13 protein-coding genes are annotated in these 18,424 nt (G+C 30.0%); 5 read left to right on the top strand and 8 right to left on the bottom strand.

Annotation, left to right across the window (positions count from 1 at the left end):
- Positions 1–144: 144 nt before the first annotated feature.
- Both trxA and dnaE read right to left on the bottom strand, forming a co-directional pair.
- Entirely contained in the window at positions 145–462 is a 318-nt protein-coding gene (gene trxA / locus AC34EU_RS03700) for a thioredoxin (protein ID WP_487533279.1), read from the bottom strand.
- A gap of 87 nt (positions 463–549) precedes the next feature.
- On the bottom strand, positions 550–4,872 hold the full coding sequence (dnaE, locus tag AC34EU_RS03695) for a DNA polymerase III subunit alpha (protein WP_487533280.1): 4,323 nt from the start codon (positions 4,870–4,872) through the stop codon (positions 550–552).
- A 211-nt stretch (positions 4,873–5,083) separates the two neighbouring features.
- On the opposite strand from dnaE, the gene mfd reads away from it, so the two are divergent.
- Complete coding sequence (mfd, locus tag AC34EU_RS03690) at positions 5,084–8,371, top strand: transcription-repair coupling factor (RefSeq protein WP_487533415.1); 3,288 nt, start codon at positions 5,084–5,086, stop codon at positions 8,369–8,371.
- Here mfd and AC34EU_RS03685 read toward each other — a convergent pair.
- On the bottom strand, positions 8,349–9,008 hold the full coding sequence (locus AC34EU_RS03685; RefSeq protein WP_487533281.1) for an aspartate kinase: 660 nt from the start codon (positions 9,006–9,008) through the stop codon (positions 8,349–8,351). The two genes, mfd and AC34EU_RS03685, sit on opposite strands and share 23 nt — an antisense overlap.
- Positions 9,009–9,141: 133 nt before the next feature.
- On the opposite strand from AC34EU_RS03685, the gene metG reads away from it, so the two are divergent.
- Positions 9,142–11,187, top strand: coding sequence for a methionine--tRNA ligase (gene metG, locus AC34EU_RS03680; protein WP_487533282.1), 2,046 nt, complete (start codon positions 9,142–9,144; stop codon positions 11,185–11,187).
- Positions 11,188–11,190: 3 nt separating this feature from the next.
- Here the strand turns inward: metG and AC34EU_RS03675 are convergent, their stop codons facing one another.
- The gene (locus tag AC34EU_RS03675; protein WP_487533283.1) at positions 11,191–11,652 is read right to left on the bottom strand and encodes a CBS domain-containing protein; all 462 of its coding nucleotides are present in this window, start codon (positions 11,650–11,652) and stop codon (positions 11,191–11,193) included.
- Between the two features lie 102 nt (positions 11,653–11,754).
- Here AC34EU_RS03675 and AC34EU_RS03670 point away from each other — a divergent pair, with 102 nt between their 5' ends.
- The gene (locus AC34EU_RS03670; RefSeq protein ID WP_489696068.1) at positions 11,755–12,552 is read left to right on the top strand and encodes an NAD(P)-binding domain-containing protein; all 798 of its coding nucleotides are present in this window, start codon (positions 11,755–11,757) and stop codon (positions 12,550–12,552) included.
- A gap of 97 nt (positions 12,553–12,649) precedes the next feature.
- On the opposite strand, the gene AC34EU_RS03665 is transcribed toward AC34EU_RS03670, so the two are convergent.
- From AC34EU_RS03665 to AC34EU_RS03650, 4 genes are read right to left on the bottom strand one after another with little or no spacing between them, the layout of a single operon-like run.
- Entirely contained in the window at positions 12,650–13,159 is a 510-nt protein-coding gene (locus AC34EU_RS03665; RefSeq protein WP_487533285.1) for a hypothetical protein, read from the bottom strand.
- Positions 13,160–13,171: 12 nt separating this feature from the next.
- Positions 13,172–13,816, bottom strand: coding sequence for a carotenoid biosynthesis protein (locus AC34EU_RS03660; RefSeq protein ID WP_489696067.1), 645 nt, complete (start codon positions 13,814–13,816; stop codon positions 13,172–13,174).
- 1 nt (position 13,817) lies between these two features.
- On the bottom strand, positions 13,818–15,284 hold the full coding sequence (crtD, locus tag AC34EU_RS03655) for a 1-hydroxycarotenoid 3,4-desaturase CrtD (protein ID WP_487533287.1): 1,467 nt from the start codon (positions 15,282–15,284) through the stop codon (positions 13,818–13,820).
- Positions 15,277–15,897 carry a DUF3291 domain-containing protein gene (locus AC34EU_RS03650; RefSeq protein WP_489666546.1) on the bottom strand — a complete coding sequence of 207 codons (621 nt, stop codon included), beginning with the start codon at positions 15,895–15,897 and terminating at the stop codon, positions 15,277–15,279. The genes crtD and AC34EU_RS03650 overlap by 8 nt, the downstream gene beginning before the upstream one ends.
- Positions 15,898–16,248: 351 nt before the next feature.
- Between AC34EU_RS03650 and AC34EU_RS03645 the strand changes: the two genes are divergently transcribed.
- Positions 16,249–16,950: an ion transporter gene (locus AC34EU_RS03645; protein ID WP_487533289.1), complete on the top strand. Its 702-nt coding sequence runs from the start codon at positions 16,249–16,251 to the stop codon at positions 16,948–16,950.
- 68 nt (positions 16,951–17,018) lie between these two features.
- Positions 17,019–18,424 (top strand): phytoene desaturase family protein (locus AC34EU_RS03640; RefSeq protein ID WP_489696066.1); only part of this gene is annotated, 1,406 nt, incomplete at its 3' end.

The raw sequence follows: 18,424 nt of genomic DNA, 5'->3' as shown, positions 1-18,424 counted from the left end.
ACCCGCGACCCCCTGCGTGACAGGCAGGTATTCTAACCAGCTGAACTACCAGACCGTGATTAGCGATTGCAAATATACACTGGATTTTGACTTACCCAAATCTATATAACAAAAATATACACTTGATTTTGTACTTAAAACAATTTACATAGCCGCGTTTAATGACTCTGCATATGTAGCTTTAGGAGCAACACCAACTTGCCTTCCTACTATTTCACCGTCTTTAAAGACCAAAACAGTTGGAATGTTTCTAACTCCATATTTAGCAGCAAATTCTTGATTTGAATCTACATCTAATTTTCCAACTATTGCTTTACCCTCAAAATCAGTACTTATCTCATCCATAATTGGTCCAACCACTCTACATGGTCCACACCATTCTGCCCAGAAATCAACCATAACAGGTTTATCTGCTTTTAAAACTAACTCTTCAAATGTTGAATCTGTAATTTCTAATGCCATAACAATATATTTACCACAAAATTAGCTAAAATTATTTCGAATAACCTCAATATTTATTTGTTTTAATAATAGTATTTTTATTGTAAATCATTTTATTCTATACTTTAGTGAAGCTAAATCTAATTCATCTAAAAGGTCATCACAAACATCTACTTTTTGTTTACGACTATTTAATGTAATTTTTATTTTATCTTCTGGATGATATATCTCAAATCCAATTGGTTTTTCACCTTTATATCGATTGAAAATATTTTTAATATTATCGATACTATCCTGGTCTAAAGATTTAAGGTTAGAGCTTATAATAAGTTTTTTTGAGTTAGTTTTAATTGTTTCACCAAGTAATTCAAAATGTAAGAATTTCATTCTTGGAGGTCCTAATTTTCCAGTCTCTCTATTTCGCCACCCTTCCCTTATTGAAACCCTAAATCTAACTATTGAATTAAAATCTATAAAGTGAGCAAATTTTAGATACTCTTCTCCGAAAATTCTAAATTCATGTTGATCATCAAAATCTTCTAAAATAAATTTACCCCATCCGTTTCCATTCTTGGAAGTAAGCTTGTCAAAATCATTAATAATCCCAGTAAAGTATAGATCTTTATTTATTAAAGAATCTATATCATTTAGGATGTTAAGTGGTGCAGAAGAAAAGAGATTTATAGCTCTTAAGTGCTCATCCAAAGGATGAGCAGATATATATATTCCGACGACTTCTTTTTCTTTTTTAAGTAAATCTAATTTCTCCCATTTATCACATTCAGGTATACTTAATTCTTGATAAGTAGAATTGTCTTCATCTCCAAATAAATTAATCTGAGATGAGTTTAGATTTTGCTGATATTTAGCTCCAAACCGCATAGCTTTTTCAAAAAACATTACACCGTCTCCATCTGGATTAAAATATTGTGCTCTATGAGGAGAAAAACCATCAAACCCTCCAGCTAATGCTAAATTTTCAAATGTTTTTTTATTTGCAGCACGTAGGTCTATTCTTTTAGACATGTCAAAAATTGATTCGTAGTTGCCTTTTTCCCGGTTTTGAATTATAGTTTCAACCGCTCCTTTTCCAACTCCTTTGACCGCCCCCATGCCAAAACGTATTGCTTGATTATCATTTACTGTAAACTTATAGAAAGATTCGTTTACATCAGGCCCTAAAACTTCTAACCCCATATGTTTGCATTCTTCCATGAAAAAAGAAACTTGTTTAATGTCATTCATATTATTAGATAGTACTGCTGCCATATATTCGGCTGGATAATGCGCCTTAAGATATGCTGTTTGAAAACCAATCCATGCATAGCAAGTTGAATGTGATTTATTAAATGCATAGGAAGCAAAAGCTTCCCAATCTTTCCATATTTTTTCTAAAATATCTTTAGGATGGTTTCTTTCCTTTCCTCCTTCTAGAAATTTTGGTTTTAATTTTTCTAACAATGAGAAAATCTTTTTCCCCATTGCTTTTCTTAATAAATCTGCTTCACCTTTAGTAAAACCAGCCAGCTTCTGTGATAATAACATAACTTGCTCTTGGTAAACAGTTATCCCGTATGTTTCTTCAAGATACTCAGCCATTTCAGGAAGATCAAAACTTATTTGTTCGGTTCCATTTTTTCTAGCAACAAAACTTGGAATGTACTCAAGTGGTCCAGGCCTATATAGAGCGTTCATTGCTATTAAATCTGCAAATACTGTTGGCTTTAAGTCTCTTAAATATTTTTTCATCCCCGCAGATTCATATTGAAAAATTCCCACTGTATCTCCACGCTGAAAAAGAGAATATGTTTTTTCATCATCTAGCGGAAACTTATCAGGATTAAGATCAATATTGTGTTTATATTTAACAAGCTTTACGGTGTCTTTAATCAAGGTTAAAGTTTTCAATCCAAGAAAATCCATTTTTAATAACCCTGCATCTTCAACTACAGAATTATCAAATTGAGTTACAACTAAATCAGAGTCTTTTGCAGTAGCAACAGGAACAAATTTAGTTATGTCGTCAGGAGTTATAATTACTCCACAAGCATGAATTCCAGTATTCCTCAGAGAACCTTCTAGAATTTTTGCTTGCTGTAAAGTTCTTCCTGCTAGGTCATCTCCTTTATATAAAGATTGTAATTCTTTGACTTTTGCGAATTCATCCCCTCCTCTAACTTGTTCTTTAAGATAGCTGTCAGATCCTCCAAAAATTTGACTTAATTTTAAATTAGGAACTAATTTTGAAATTCGATCAGCATCTCCTAGCGGTAAATCCAAGACTCTTGCAGTATCTCTTATAGATGATTTTGCAGCCATTTTTCCATATGTTATAATCTGAGCAACTTGCTTAGAACCATATTTTTTAATTACATAATCAATAACTTTTGAACGACCTTCGTCGTCAAAATCTATGTCAATATCAGGAAGGCTTACTCTATCAGGATTAAGAAATCTCTCAAAAAGTAAATTGTATTTAATCGGATCCAAATTTGTTATTCCTAAACAATATGCAACAGCAGATCCAGCAGCTGAACCTCTTCCAGGACCAACAGAAACATCCATACTTCTGGCAGCTGAGATAAAGTCTTGAACAATAAGAAAATATCCTGGATAACCTGTATTTGAGATCACCTCTAATTCAAAATCTAATCTATCAGAAGTTTCTTTAGGCAGCTCTGGATATCTTTTTTCCGCTCCTTTATAAGTTAAATATCTTAGATAAGCGTTTTCTCTCTCAACACCATCATTATTCTTTGATTCGAATTCATCAGGAATTTCAAATTTTGGAAGAAGAACTTCATTCGCTAAATCAAATGAAGATATTTTAGAGATAATTTCTAAACAGCTAAATATTGCCTCAGGAATATCTTTAAAAATCTCTTTCATTTGCTCTTGAGACTTGAAATAATATTCTTGATTTGGAAGGCCATAACGAAATCCTCTCCCTCTTCCTATTGGTGTTGTTTGTTTTTCACCATCTTTTAAGCATAATAAAATATCATGTGCATTTGCATCCTCTTGGTTTGTATAATATGTGTTATTAGACGCTACAACGGAAACGTTATGTTTAATAGATAATGCTATTAATCCTTTATTTACTCTTTTTTCATCTTCTTGATCATGGCGCATTAATTCAATATAAAGATCACTTTTAAATAGGTTTTTCCACCACAATAGTGCTTCTTCAGCTTGACGTTCTCCAATATTTAAAATTTTTGATGGAATTTCTCCGTATAAATTACCTGTTAAAATAATTAAATTCTCTTTGTATTGTTCAACTATCTCTCTATCAATTCTTGGGACATAATAAAATCCTGATGTGTATGCTAAAGAACTCATTTTAGATAAGTTATGATACCCATTTTTATTCTTTGCAAGAAAAACCACTTGATATCCATCATCTCTTCTAGTTTTATCTTTATGATTTTCACAAACATAAAATTCACAACCTACAATTGGTTTAATTTCTTTTGTTTTATCTTCTAATAGACTATTATGATTTTTGACAGCTTTTATAAAGTGGAAAGCTCCCATTAGGTTTGCTTTATCTGTTAATGCTAAAGCCGGCATATTATTTTTTTGTGCTGCTTCAACTAGCTTTGGTATTTGGGAAGTAGATTGGAGTACAGAAAATTGAGAATGAACATGTAAATGAACAAAAGGGGTTTCAAGTAATTCTACTTTGGTATCATTTGAAATAATTTCAATACCTGAAGAAACTTCTTCTTTAATTAACGCTTCTGATGCCTTTTTTAAATTAACATGAATAAGACCAATAGGTCTCATAGAGGATTTGAAATTATCTTGAACTGATCTGTAATACGAGGTTTCACCATTAAATGCATTCGGTGCTATCGATTCATTTCTTATTAATTCAAAAAGACATCTTGTTGTTGCTTCTACATCGGCAGTTGCATTATGAGCTTCATCAAAACTATCGTTAAACAAAAATTTATTTAATTCAATAAGAGTTGGTAGTTTAAACTTACCCCCTCTACCTCCCGAAATCTTACACAAACTCGCTGTTTCTTCTGTGCATGTATCTATTATAGGAATTCCCTCAAATAAATTATCAAACCCTAATCTTAAAAATTCTGCTCCAATGATATTTAAATCAAAACTTACATTATGACCACATATAAATTTTGCTTTTTTTAGAGCAACTTCAAAACTCTTTAGTACATCTATAAGATCAATTCCATCATCTTCAGCTAATGCAGTTGAAATTCCATGTATTTTTTCTGAATCATAAGGGATATCATACGCATCAGGTTTAACTATGAAATTTTCATGAGAAACACAATCACCATTACTCTCGTGAAGCTGCCATGCAATTTGAACACATCTTGGCCAATTATCACTATCCGTCAAGGGAGCTTTCCACTTTTTAGGTAGTCCTGTAGTTTCCGTGTCAAAAATGAGATACATACTTAAACTTTATGAGTCTAAAAATAAATCATTATTGTTAGTGAAATTAAGTTTGTTTTAATCATTTATTAACTAACACTGAATAAATAAACAATAGAGCTATAATAGACTTAAGAAAAATCAGAAGAAGAAGCTATATTTGATAAAATTTTTAGAAAACGATTTGTTTGAAATCTCCTTTAATGACAAAAATCAAGTTTTACTTGGTAATATGCTTAAACAAAAGCAGAACTTCCTAGTTAAAGGATTGATAGGTTCGGGATTAAGTTTTCGGTTGGCAAATGAATTTAACAAATCTCCTAAAGTTTTTTTATTAATTTTTTCAGAAGCTGAGGAGGCTGCTTATTATCTTAATGATCTAGAATATTTAGTTGGCGAGAAAAATGTATTATTTTTTCCGGCAAGCTATCGAAAAGCATACTCCACAGAAGATACTGACAACTCCAATGTTCTCCTAAGATCTTCTGTTTTGAGACAACTTACTCGTAAAAATGCAAAAATAATAGTTACCTACACTGATGCTATTTCAGAAAAAATAATCTCTGAGCATACTTTGAAAAAAAACACTTTGACGATAAAAAAAGGGATGAGTGTCTCTTTAGATTTTATTAATGAGAGTCTGTTTGAATATGGCTTTGAAAGAGTTGATTTTGTTAGTGCTCCTGGAGAATTTGCTCTTAGGGGAGGTATTATAGACGTTTTTTCTTTTTCAAACCATCACCCATATAGAATAGAATTTTTTGGAGATGAAGTTCAAAGTCTTAGAACTTTTGATGTTAAAAATCAGCTTTCTATTTCTAGTCTTGAAGTGATCGATTTGTTACCGAACACTTCTATAATTTCATTTACTGATAAAAGAAAGACCATCATAGATGTTCTTCCCGAATCCAGTACTGTGATAAGTTCAAATATTGACAATACTCTAAACAGATTAGATACTTTATTTAATAAAGCTCAAAATATTTATTCTAAATCTGATTCTATTTTACAGTATCCTCCAGAAAAATTATTTGTCAATTCAAAGCAACTAATTAAAAGTTTTGATGATTATTCTCATTTATTATTAAATAAAAGTGACTTTATAAAAATTTCTGATTCTTTAGTTTTCAAACAGTCTCCACACCCAATTTTCAATAAGCAATTTAATCTTCTTGTTGAGCATCTTAACCAAAATAACAAAAATGGATTTATTAATTACATTCTCTGCACTAACACTCAACAAGTAAAAAGGTTAAATGATATTTTTCAAGAAATGGACCTTACTGTTCATTACAAAATTTCAGAGTGTCCTATTCATGCTGGCTTTGAAGATTTTGACTCAAAAGTAGCATGTTTTACTGATCATCAAATATTTGGCAGGTATCATAAGTATAAGCTAAAATCAGATAATACAAGAAAAAATACATTAAACCTTAAGGAGTTAACCTCAATGCAGGTTGGAGATTTTGTAACTCACATGGATCATGGTGTTGGACGATTTGGAGGATTACAGAGGATTATGGTTGAGAATTCAAATCAAGAAGTTATTAAAATTGTATATGCTGAAGGAGATATTCTTTATTTAAGCATTCATTCTTTACATAAAATTTCAAAGTTTAATGGTAAAGATGGGCATGTACCAAGAATATATAAATTAGGTTCTAAATCATGGAAAGCACTCAAGCAAAAAACTAAAAGCAAAGTTAAATCCATTGCATTTGACCTTATAAAACTCTACGCTAAAAGAAGAGAAAAAATAGGATATGCCTGTTCTCCTGACAGCTACTTACAATGGGAGCTAGAAGCCTCTTTTTTATTTGAAGATACTCCAGATCAGAGCAAAACAACTCAAGATATAAAATCTGATATGGAAAGTGAAAGAGCTATGGATAGATTAATTTGTGGAGATGTGGGTTTTGGTAAAACAGAGGTGGCTATTAGATCCGCATTCAAAGCTGTTGATAATTCAAAACAGGTAGCGGTATTAGTTCCAACTACGATATTAACATTTCAACACTTCAAAACCTTTTCCAATCGTCTTAAAGAATTACCTGTTAGGGTAGATTATTTGAACAGATTCAGAAGTCCAAAAGAAAAAAAACAGTTGCTAGAAGATCTTGCTTCTGGAAAAATAGATATTTTAATTGGCACTCATCAAATAGCTAATAAGTCAGTTGTCTTTAAGGATCTTGGACTTTTAATAGTTGATGAAGAACAAAAATTTGGAGTCTCAGTTAAAGAACAGATTCGTTCCCTAAAAACAAACATTGATGTATTAAGTCTAACAGCAACTCCCATACCTAGAACACTTCAATTTAGTTTAATGTCTGCTAGAGACTTATCAATAATAGCAACAGCTCCCCCCAATAGGTATCCTATTGAGAATGAAGTAATCAGATTTAGTGAATCTATTATTCGGGATGCTATTATGTATGAGTTAAAACGATCTGGACAAATATTTTTTATTCATAATCGTGTTGAAAATATTACAGAAGTCTCAGGCATGCTTCAACGTTTGGTTCCAGACGCTAGAATTGCTATAGGTCATGGACAAATGAATGGTAAAAGACTAGAGAAAACCCTCATAGGTTTTATGGAAGGAGAGTATGATGTATTAGTAGCAACAACCATTATTGAAAATGGTCTTGATGTTCCAAATGCAAATACAATTTTTATTAATAATGCCAATAACTTTGGATTAAGTGATTTACATCAAATGCGAGGAAGAGTTGGAAGAAGTAATAAAAAAGCATTTTGTTATTTCATAACTCCACCTTATAGCTCAATATCCTCTGAAGCTCAAAAAAGAATCAATGCAATTCAACAGTATTCAGAACTAGGGTCAGGGATGCAAATAGCCATGAAAGATCTTGAGATTAGAGGTGCTGGCGATTTATTAGGAGGTGAGCAAAGTGGATTTATTAATGAGATTGGATACGATACTTATCAAAAAATTTTAGAAGAAGCAGTTCAGGAGCTCAAGGAAACTGAATTTAAAGAGCTGTATAACAATATTGAACCCAGCTCTTTAAAAAATCAAATTAAAAACGTTCAGATTGACACTGATTTAGAAGTTCTTTTTCCTGAAACATATATTAATGTTATAAGTGAAAGATTATCATTATATAATGAATTAAGCAAAATATCTAATGAAGATAAGCTCATAGAATTTAAGAAAAACTTAATTGATAGATTTGGCTCAATTCCAGATCAAGGAAATGAATTATTAAATAGCATTAAATTGAAATGGTTAGCTGTGAAAATTGGAATAGAGCGCTATGTAATAAAACAAAATAAATGCCTTGGTTATTTTATTGAAGATCAACAAAATGATATTTTTAAAACTGAAACTTTTGGAGTCTTTTTAACTAATGTTCAAAAAGAAAAATCAAATATTGCTATTAAAGAAAAGAATACTAAAAATGGATTAAAGTTGATTTTAGTAATTGAAAATGTAAAAAGAATAGATCAATTATATGATACTCTAAAAGAATTGACTATAAATTCTTCAAATCCTTAATCACTTGAAAAGCGATATTTACAGAATCTTCATCCATTAAAATTGTGAATTCATTTGAGGTAGAAATAACCTCATTAATATTTACTCCTTCCCATGATAGTCTTTGAAATATAAAGTAATATATACCAGGTATTGTAACATTTTCAGTTGGAAGCTTAATTGAAATAGCTGAAAGATCATGAGTTTTTTCAAGACAAACTTCATTAATGAAAACAGATTCTATTGTTGAAGACAACTCTTGACTTACAATAATATTACATTCTCCAACCCCTCTTGATGTAGTAAAAAAAACGTTTTTGGATGTTTCTATTTGATTTAAAAAATTTGCTTGTGCTGGCAAAAGTGTTTCGGATATTTTAAAACAATAATCCACTAAAGATGAACGAACAGTTATGTCGCCCATGTTTTTTAAAACTCTTACAATTCTATGAGTTGTAATAAATTCTTGAGTATCAGAAATTCTTTTTAACGCCATAACAATCGCTCCACTTTTAGCTGGCTTTCGAAGAGATTTTTCAATTTCTGGCTGAATCTGTCTAGCTAATGATGTTAGATTGATTATATCTTGAGATAGAGCAATTGATAAAAATGGTTTTGTTTTTATGTATGCTGAAACTTCAGAAGATATTGTTTTCATATATATAAATTAATGTTATAAATATAAACAAGTTGTTATAAAAACAACAACTTGTTTAAAAATCAATTTAATATTATATTATAGGGTGGTTAATAATAAAGGTTTTCATTGTATTTTTGGTTAAAACTAATTGATGGGTAAAACTAAACGATATACTCTAACCGCAGCTCTTCCTTACACAAATGGACCAATACACATAGGCCATTTAGCTGGAGTATATATTCCTGCTGATATATTTGCTAGGTATCTCCGAAATAAAGAACGTGATGTTGCTTTTATATGTGGAAGCGACGAGCACGGAGTTGCTATAGCAATAAAAGCAAAAAAAGAAGGTATAACTCCAAAAGAAGTAATTGACAAGTATGATAAAATGATTCGTAAATCGTTTGAGGATTTTGGAATTTCATTCAATAATTACTCCAGAACTTCAGCAAAAATTCATCACGAGACTGCTCAAGAATTCTTTAGGGATCTGGATTCTAAAAATATTTTTATTGAAAAAACTTCAGAACAATTATTCGATGAAGAAGCTCAGCAATTTTTAGCCGATAGGTTTGTAACTGGAACTTGTCCAATATGTAAAAATAAAGAGGCTTATGGTGATCAATGTGAAAGCTGCGGAAGCAGTTTAAACTCTTCAGATCTTATAAATCCAAAATCAACTCTTTCTGGTTCTTTTCCCATTAAAAAAAGTACCAAGCATTGGTATCTTCCACTAAATAATTATGAAAAATTTATAAAGAAATGGATATTAGATGGTCATAAAAAAGACTGGAAACCTAATGTATATGGACAGGTGAAGTCTTGGATAGAAAGTGGTCTTCAACCTAGGGCAGTAACAAGAGATTTAGATTGGGGAATCCCAGTTCCAGTTGAAAACAATAAAGGAAAAGTTCTTTATGTATGGTTTGATGCTCCTATCGGCTATATTTCATCTACAAAAGAATGGGCGAAAAAAAAGGGAATTGATTGGGAACCATACTGGAAAGATGAGGACACAGAATTAATCCACTTTATAGGAAAGGATAATATTGTTTTTCATTGTATCATTTTCCCTTCGATGCTGAAGGCTTCAGGTAAATATATTTTACCAAAAAATGTACCTGCGAATGAATTCTTAAATCTTGAAGGAAATAAAATTTCTACATCAAAAAATTGGGCAGTTTGGCTACATGAATACTTAATAGATTTTCCAGAACAACAAGATGTTTTAAGATATGTTTTAACAGCTAATGCTCCAGAATCAAAAGATAATGATTTTACTTGGAGTGATTTTCAAGCAAGAAACAATAATGAACTAGTAGCTATTTATGGGAATTTCATAAACAGAATAGTCGTTTTAACTCACAAGTATTATGATGGAAAAACACCTAAACCAGAAAAGCTTTTTGATGATGACAATAAAATTTTAGATTCAATAAGTCGTTTTCAAAATAAAATTAGTGATTCTATTGAAAAATTTAAATTTAGAGAAGCACTAAAAGAATTGATGAATTTAGCTAGACTTGGGAATAAATATCTTGCTGATCAAGAGCCTTGGAAATTAATAAAAAACACACCTGAAAGAGTTTCTACTATAATGTATGTAGGCCTTCAATTAGCAGGCCGTTTGGCATACTTGAGTGAGCCATTTCTTCCTTTCACTTCAGAAAAGCTATTAAAAATGTTAAACTTAAAATCTTCTGACTGGAATAGTATTGATGATCAAATAACTATTGAAGAGGGGCATGTTATTAATAGTCAAGAGTTATTGTTTTCTAAAATTGAAGATTCTCAAATAGAAAAACAACTAACTAAGCTTGGAGCTACTAAAAAAAACAATGATTTAAAGCCTATTCCCCCAATAAAACCTGTTGTTGATTTTGAAAATTTTAAAAATCTTGAAATTAATGTTGGGGAAATTCTAGATGCAGAAAAAATACCAAAAACTAAAACTCTTTTAAAACTTAAAGTAAGTGTTGGAAATGAAGAGTTGACAATTGTATCCGGTATTGCAAAAGAGTATAGTTCTGAGAAAATCATTGGTAACAAAGTAACTGTTCTAACTAATTTAAATCCAAGAAAAATAAAAGGTGTTGAAAGTCAAGGAATGATATTGATGGGTAAAGATGTTTCGGGTAAACTAATTTTTATTAGTCCTGACAAATCAAAAATTTCAAATGGATCTAAAGTTCACTAATTATTACCAAGTCTGACTTTTTAAATTAAGTGCTGCAATTACAATATCCTTTCTACTTACTTGGCCAACCAATCTTTTTTTATCAATAACGGGGAAGCGTCGTCTATTAGTTTTTGAAAAAAGTGATGCAGCATCAAATATACTTGTTGAAGCTTCAATGGTTTCAACATCCTTAGTCATAAAATGATAAACAGTTTTATCAAGTATGGGCATATTAAAATATCTACTTTCAGAAATTTCTTTCATACAGTCAGCTTCGGAAATAACTCCCATCAATTCTCCATGTTTATCAACAACCGGCCCTCCTGATATTCTATATTTAATAAAAGACTTCATTACATCATGAATAGTTTGTTTAGGCCGAAAAAGTATTAAACTCGTAGACATCACATCTCTAACAAGAATGTTCTTTACTACTTTTTTAGCTAAAGAAACTCTAGGGCCTTGAAAACTTTTAATTGCCATTTAACAGTACTTAATTCATTATAAGGTAATTAATTTAATTTAAAAAAAATCAAATATTCACATAAAAACAAAAGACTAAATGAAAAATTGTAATTTTAAAAAATGAATAAAATAGGAATTCTAGGCTGCGGTTGGTTAGGCTTTCCTCTAGCTGAAACTTTAATTAAAAAAGGGTATGTTGTAAAAGGAACATCCACATCTTCTGAAAAAATTAAAAAATTATCAAGACTAGGTGTGAAATCATATCATTATTTATTTAGCCCAGAAAAAACTTCAAATTCTCCTTTTTTTAAATCTATTGACACACTAGTTATTACAATTCCTTTTGTTAGAAGAGGAGGTCCATTAATAAATATAAACAACTCTATAGCTTCTCTCGTAAAGATAATTGAAAACGAATCGATCAAAAAAGTAATTTACTTAAGTAGTATAAGTGTATATGATTCACAAAAAGGAATAGTAGATGAGTCTTGTAATTGTAATCCTAATTCAAATTCTGGAATTGAAACTTTAAAAATTGAAAATCAATTAAATAATGGCAATTTCATAACATCACATATTCGATTAGGGGGGTTAATTGGGAAAGACCGCCATCCTATTTATAGTTTGAGTGGAAAAAAATTTCATAAGGGAAATGAAGTGATTAATCTTATTCACCAGGATGACGCAATAGGTGTAATCTTGAAAGTAATCAAGAATTTAAATAAAGAAAATTTAATATTTAATGCGGTAACTCCGTTTCATCCTTCAAAAAAAGAATATTATTCAAAGATTGCTGATCAAAAAAATATTTTGCCACCAAGATTCTTAAAAGCAGAAAACATTAAAAGAATTGTTAATTCAAATAGAGTTATAAAACTTTTAAACTATGACTTTAAAGTCGATGATTTAAATATTTAATATTGACCAGCCCAACAGTAACGAAAATTGATGGTCTAGGCAATAAACTTAAATAAATAATTAGTATTCATTTAACATAACATTTGTTGAATGAAGACTAATTTGTCTCGTTGCTAAATAAATTAATTTCTTCATTTATAGACTTTATTCTATTAATGAATGAATTATAGCTTAAGTAAAGGTTTTGAAGGCTTATATCTAACTCCTTCCAGTTTTTGTTTTTTGAATGATATCTTGATTGCATTAACATAGTCTGAACTACTTTAAGTCTACTTTTAATGTCTGGTAAGTCAATTTTTGTTGGAAATCTTGACTTGGATAAGGTTTTTAATTTCAACTCCAATTCCTCAATAAAAACAAGATTGCCTTCAGGATTAAGTTTTATCAAACTCTCAAAGCTATCAGTGAAAGCAGTAAACTCTGGCCAATTGAAAATATCATTTCTAATTCTATACTGAACAGACATCGAGTCTAATTTGATTGGTGGAGAAAATTTAAAATCTATTATTGTATCGTTGGTGTTTTTACTAACTAAAGGTTTCTTTATTTCTTGACATGAAAAAATTAAAGAAAAAATTAAAGCAATAAGTGTTTTGAGCCTCCCCATTTTTATTATCAATTAAGACCTGAACTTAATCAAAAGTAATACAAAGAATAGAATTTGAAGAAAATAAAGGTGATTTGAAAAATTATTATTTTTTTTAATTTTTAACTTATGATATATAAAATGTAGCAGAAACGACACAAATACCCATCCTAGATAATTTTGAATTGGTGCAATTCCCGAATCAAAAATCCAAAAATCTAAATCTGGGGCAACTGGCTCAATCAATAAATCTAAAAACAACATAAGTGTCACTCCTAAAAAAATACGAGTATAGAAATTTTTATTAATTTTTTGAGCTATACTAGCTGTTATAATTAAAACCATTGCCCAGTTATAACCAATTAAAATAGGAACTCCTAATAACTTAGGTCCTAAAGCTTCTCCATAAAAATAAGTTCCAAAAATAAGTCCATAATTAACTCCTAAAATCTCTGTAAACATTCCAATAATAAATGCTATACCAGCTATCACGATTGTTTTATTAGAATCTGATGAGTTAAGAAGTAATAAAACTAATGATATAATTAAGTTTAATGGTGTCGCCGAAACAAACCACTTACTATCTCCATAAAGTATTCCTAAAAGACCTGATAAGTGAAATATCCAAATTACTAAAATGGAAATAGAGGAAAATGATGTATATCTATTTTTTAACATACTATAATTTTTTTACTAAATCCGAAGTTATTTTGGCTGACAATAAACAAAGGGGTATTCCTCCTCCAGGATGAACACTTCCTCCACAAAAAAATAAGTTTTCAATTTTTCTTGAAAAATTTGGATGCCTAAAAAAGGCAGATAACCTGTCGTTACTTGAAGGTCCATATAAAGCACCTTGGTGAGATTGTGTTTTGTGTTGAATAATTTTAGGAGTTAATACTTCTTCTATCTCAATATATTTACCAATGTCAACTCCCAAATTTCGAGATATCTTTTTTTTTACATTTTTACGAATTTCATTCACCATTGAATTCCAATCCTGTCCTTTATCAGCAGGGGTGTTTATCATAACAAACCAGTTCTCCGAATTTTCTGGAGCATCTCCAGGTATGTCTTTTGATGTTATGTTTATATATACAGTAGGGTCTTTTGAAACAGTGTTTTGATTAAAAATGGACTTAAATTCATCGGAATAATTTTCTGAAAAAAATATATTGTGAAGATCTAATTCTTTAAATTCTCGGGATATTCCCCAATAAAAGATTACAGCTGAACTAGAAGACTCAGCATCCAATATTTTTTTTGGTTTTGGCTCATTTGGTATTAAAAATTTGTATGTTGGATTTATATCCATATTACTAATAACAACATCTGAAGCATAAAAACATCCATTAGATTCTACACCTTTAGCTTTTTTATTATCTATAATAATTTGATTAACATAACTATTATAAACAAATTCTACACCTTGTCTTTTAGCTAATTGAACTAATGAATCTGTTATACTCACCATTCCTTTGACAGGTAAAAAAGTTCCATAGTGCTGTTCAAGATGGGTAATTAAACTCATCATTCCTGAAGTTTGATATGGATTGGAACCATTATAGGTGGCAAAACGATCAAAAAATTGAATTAAATGTGGTTCTTCAAGGACCTCTTTATTCACTTCATGAAGAGTTTTAAAAATATCATATTTGCCAAGAAAAAGTATAGCATTTATAGCTTCTTTAGAAATAAATGTTTTTAATTTATGTAAAGATTTTTCTAAAAAAAGTGGTGCTGTTAAATCATACTTTTTTTGTGAACGATTAAAGTAATTAATTAATTTTTCTTTAGGTACGCCTAGCTTTTTTTCTACTTCATTTAGAAAATCTTCTTTGTTCCCATAAGCAACCAACTTTATTCCATCTTCCCAAAAATAATTGCAAGCAATCTCTTTCTTTATATAAGAAAAATAATCTTTTGGGTTTTCTCCACAAAGTTCAAAAAGTTCATCTATAAATTGCGGCATTGTAAATAAAGAAGGTCCTCCATCAAACCTATATCCAGATTTTTCAAAAGAATGTATCTTTCCTCCTGGAAAAGAGTTTCCTTCAAAAACCTTAACAGAATATCCTTTTTTCGCAAGCCTTATGCTTGAAGCAATTCCCGCTATACCAGAACCAATAACAATAGATTTATTCAATTTTAAATTTATTAGTTGAGTTAGATATTACGGTAAATCTGGAAAATAGATCTTCCTTATACCAGTTGTTTATTCGCGTTTTTCTGATGATTTCAGTATGTTCTTTTTGCTTGTAAGCAAATTCATTTACAGAATTAAAATTTTTCCAAATACTAATTGTTGCTTGCTGAAAAAATGGCCATTCACCGATGCCTTTATAGAAAATAACTCCCTTTGCTTTTTCTATAGCTCTACTTGCTATAGGCACCGATCTCCAAAAGGAAATCAGTCTATTCCAATTAAGAGTTGCTCTAGTTATTACAGCTACAGGATTATCATCTTCAATATGTTTTATTTCTTGAGATTTAAATGGCTGCAAGCCACTCCAGCAACCATGGCTTTTTACAGCTTTTAATTCAATATGCTTTATTGAGGTTGATTTCTTAATATACTGATTGAATTTTTTATGATTTTTGAAAAAGATTTCAGAAGAGTTCTTGTTATTCCATACACACAAAATAGCATAAGTTGTAAAATCAGGTTTTAAACTAAACCCTGATCCACTTCCTGTCCCCATAACTTTGATAAACTCTAATCCTTTAATTTTTGAAAAATTTCTTTTTGCAAAAGCCATTTCTTTGAAAGGCCAATACCAATTGTTTTCAAAATTAAAAAGTGTTAAAGTCGTGAAAGATTTGGTTTTTAAATTAATCGGTTTAGAATTGATTTTTAAATATTTAAGGCGTAAATATCGTCTATTTATATTTTTTAATCTGTTATTTTAAAAAAATAAATTATTTAATAATTGAATTAATTTTGAACTACACTTATAACTTAAATATTTTTGTTCATTCTTGTTAGTTTTAATTAATTTAGCAATAAAGTTTATTAAAATGAGTCCAAAATTTGTAGCCATTGTAGTTATCATAACAACTTTTTTTGTTATGATTGGAATAATCATAGATATGAGAAAAAAATAAGTTTCATGAAGATTCATAAATCTATAGATAAGTTTATTTATATTTTAATTATTGCTAACATCATTGCAATGATCGCAGAATCTCATGTTTCAGTTCGTGCAATTTATTTTGGTGAATTTTATGTTTTTGAAGCCATATCTATAGGTATTTTTTCTATTGAATATATGTACCGTGTAATTTATGCCTACAAAAAATCCAAGATGAAAGGTGCTATAGCTTATATTACTAGTCTTTTTGGCATTATTGATTTAATCTCAATCATTCCTTTTTTCCTAAATCAATTCACGAAAATAGATGGAAGGTTCTTGAGAATTTTAAGACTATTTAGATTGACTCGTATATTTAAGTTAGGAAGAGATTCATCATCGCTTAAGCTTTTCGTAAAAGCTTTAAGCGCTGTTAAAGGTGAATTAAAATTCACACTTTTTTTGTCAATTTTAACTATTTTATTTTCAGCTTCAGCAATCTATTATCTTGAAAATGCTGCTCAACCCGAAAAATTTTCAAGTATATCAGAATCAATTTGGTGGGCAACTGTATCACTTGCAACAGTTGGTTATGGTGATGTTTATCCTATCACTGTTGGGGGTAAAATATTTGCATCAGTTATTTCTTTAGTGGGCATAGGAGTGGTTGCAATTCCAACTGGAATAATAAGCGCCTCTTTTGTCGAGGAGATTATAAAGAATGGCGATAGAAGGAAATAAATAATATTTCAAATTAGACTTATTTAACTCTAAAAAACTTTTTTTATTTAAAATATATTTACAAAATTATGAACCAAAAAGTTATTGTAATTGGATCTGGCTTCTCTTCCATTTCAGCAGCATGTTATTTAGCTAAAAATGGTCATGAAGTTGAAGTTTTCGAAAAAAATAATAGCCTAGGTGGTCGGGCAAGACAATTAAAGCGTGATGGATTTACTTTTGACATGGGTCCTTCATGGTATTGGATGCCAGATATTTTTGAAAGATTTTTTAATGATTTTAACAAAAAACCTAGTGACTATTATAATTTAGAAAGACTTGATCCAGCTTATGAAGTTTATTTTGGAACTAAAAATAAAATTATAATTGATGGTGATTTAGAAAAAATTTCTTTGGCATTTGAAAATGAAGAAAAAGGAAGTGGAAAAAAACTTAAGAAATTCATTAAGGAGGCTCAATTAAATTATGATATAGCTATTAAAGAAGTGGTATATAGACCAGGTAAGTCTCCTTTGGAATTAATAACATTAGAAACAATTACCAAGTTAAATTACTTCATAAGGAATATACGGCAAGATGTTTTCAAAGAATTTAAAAATCCTAAATTAAGACAGTTACTTCAATTTCCTGTTTTATTTCTTGGAGCAAAACCAAAAGATACTCCAGCATTCTATAATTTTATGAACTTTGCAGATTATGGTCTTGGAACTTGGCATCCTAAAGGTGGAATGTACTCTGTCATTAATGGAATGGTAAGTTTAGCAAAATCTCTAGGTGTGAAATTTCACATTGACTCTCCAGTAGAAAAAATTATTGTTGAAGGCAAAAAAGCTTGTGGAGTAATAATTAATGGTTCTAAACACGAGTCTGATGCAGTTTTAAGTGGTGCAGATTACCATCACACAGAAACTCTTTTGAATTCAAATTTAAGAGCCTACAGTGAAAAATATTGGAGCAAAAAAACCTTTGCACCATCCTCACTACTTTTTTATATAGGTTTGAATAAAAAAGTAAATGATGTTGCTCATCATACTCTATTTTTTGATGTAGATTTTGATAAACATGCTTCAGAAATATATGATAATCCCAAATGGCCAGATGATCCACTATTCTATGCAAATTTTCCTTCTAAATCTGATGCTTCAATGGCACCTGAGGGGAAAGAAGCTTGTTTTATTTTAATTCCTTTAGCTCCTGGACTTGAAGACAATTCAGAGATAAGAAAAAAATATTTTAATGTTGTTATAAAGCGTCTTGAAGAAAGAACTGGGCAGTCTATTAAAAAACATATTTTATTTCAAGAATCATTTTGTGTAAATGATTTTATATCAGAATACAATTCATACAAAGGTAATGCCTATGGATTGGCAATGACACTATTTCAAACTGCTTTTTTAAGACCTAAAATAGAAAGCAAGAAGGTAAAGGGCTTATATTTTTCAGGACAATTAACAGTCCCAGGTCCGGGCGTCCC

The organism is Candidatus Marivariicella framensis, assembly GCF_982709265.1.
The sequence above is the reverse complement of the archived record's forward strand: the minus strand, read 5'-3'. Positions and strand labels throughout refer to the sequence as shown.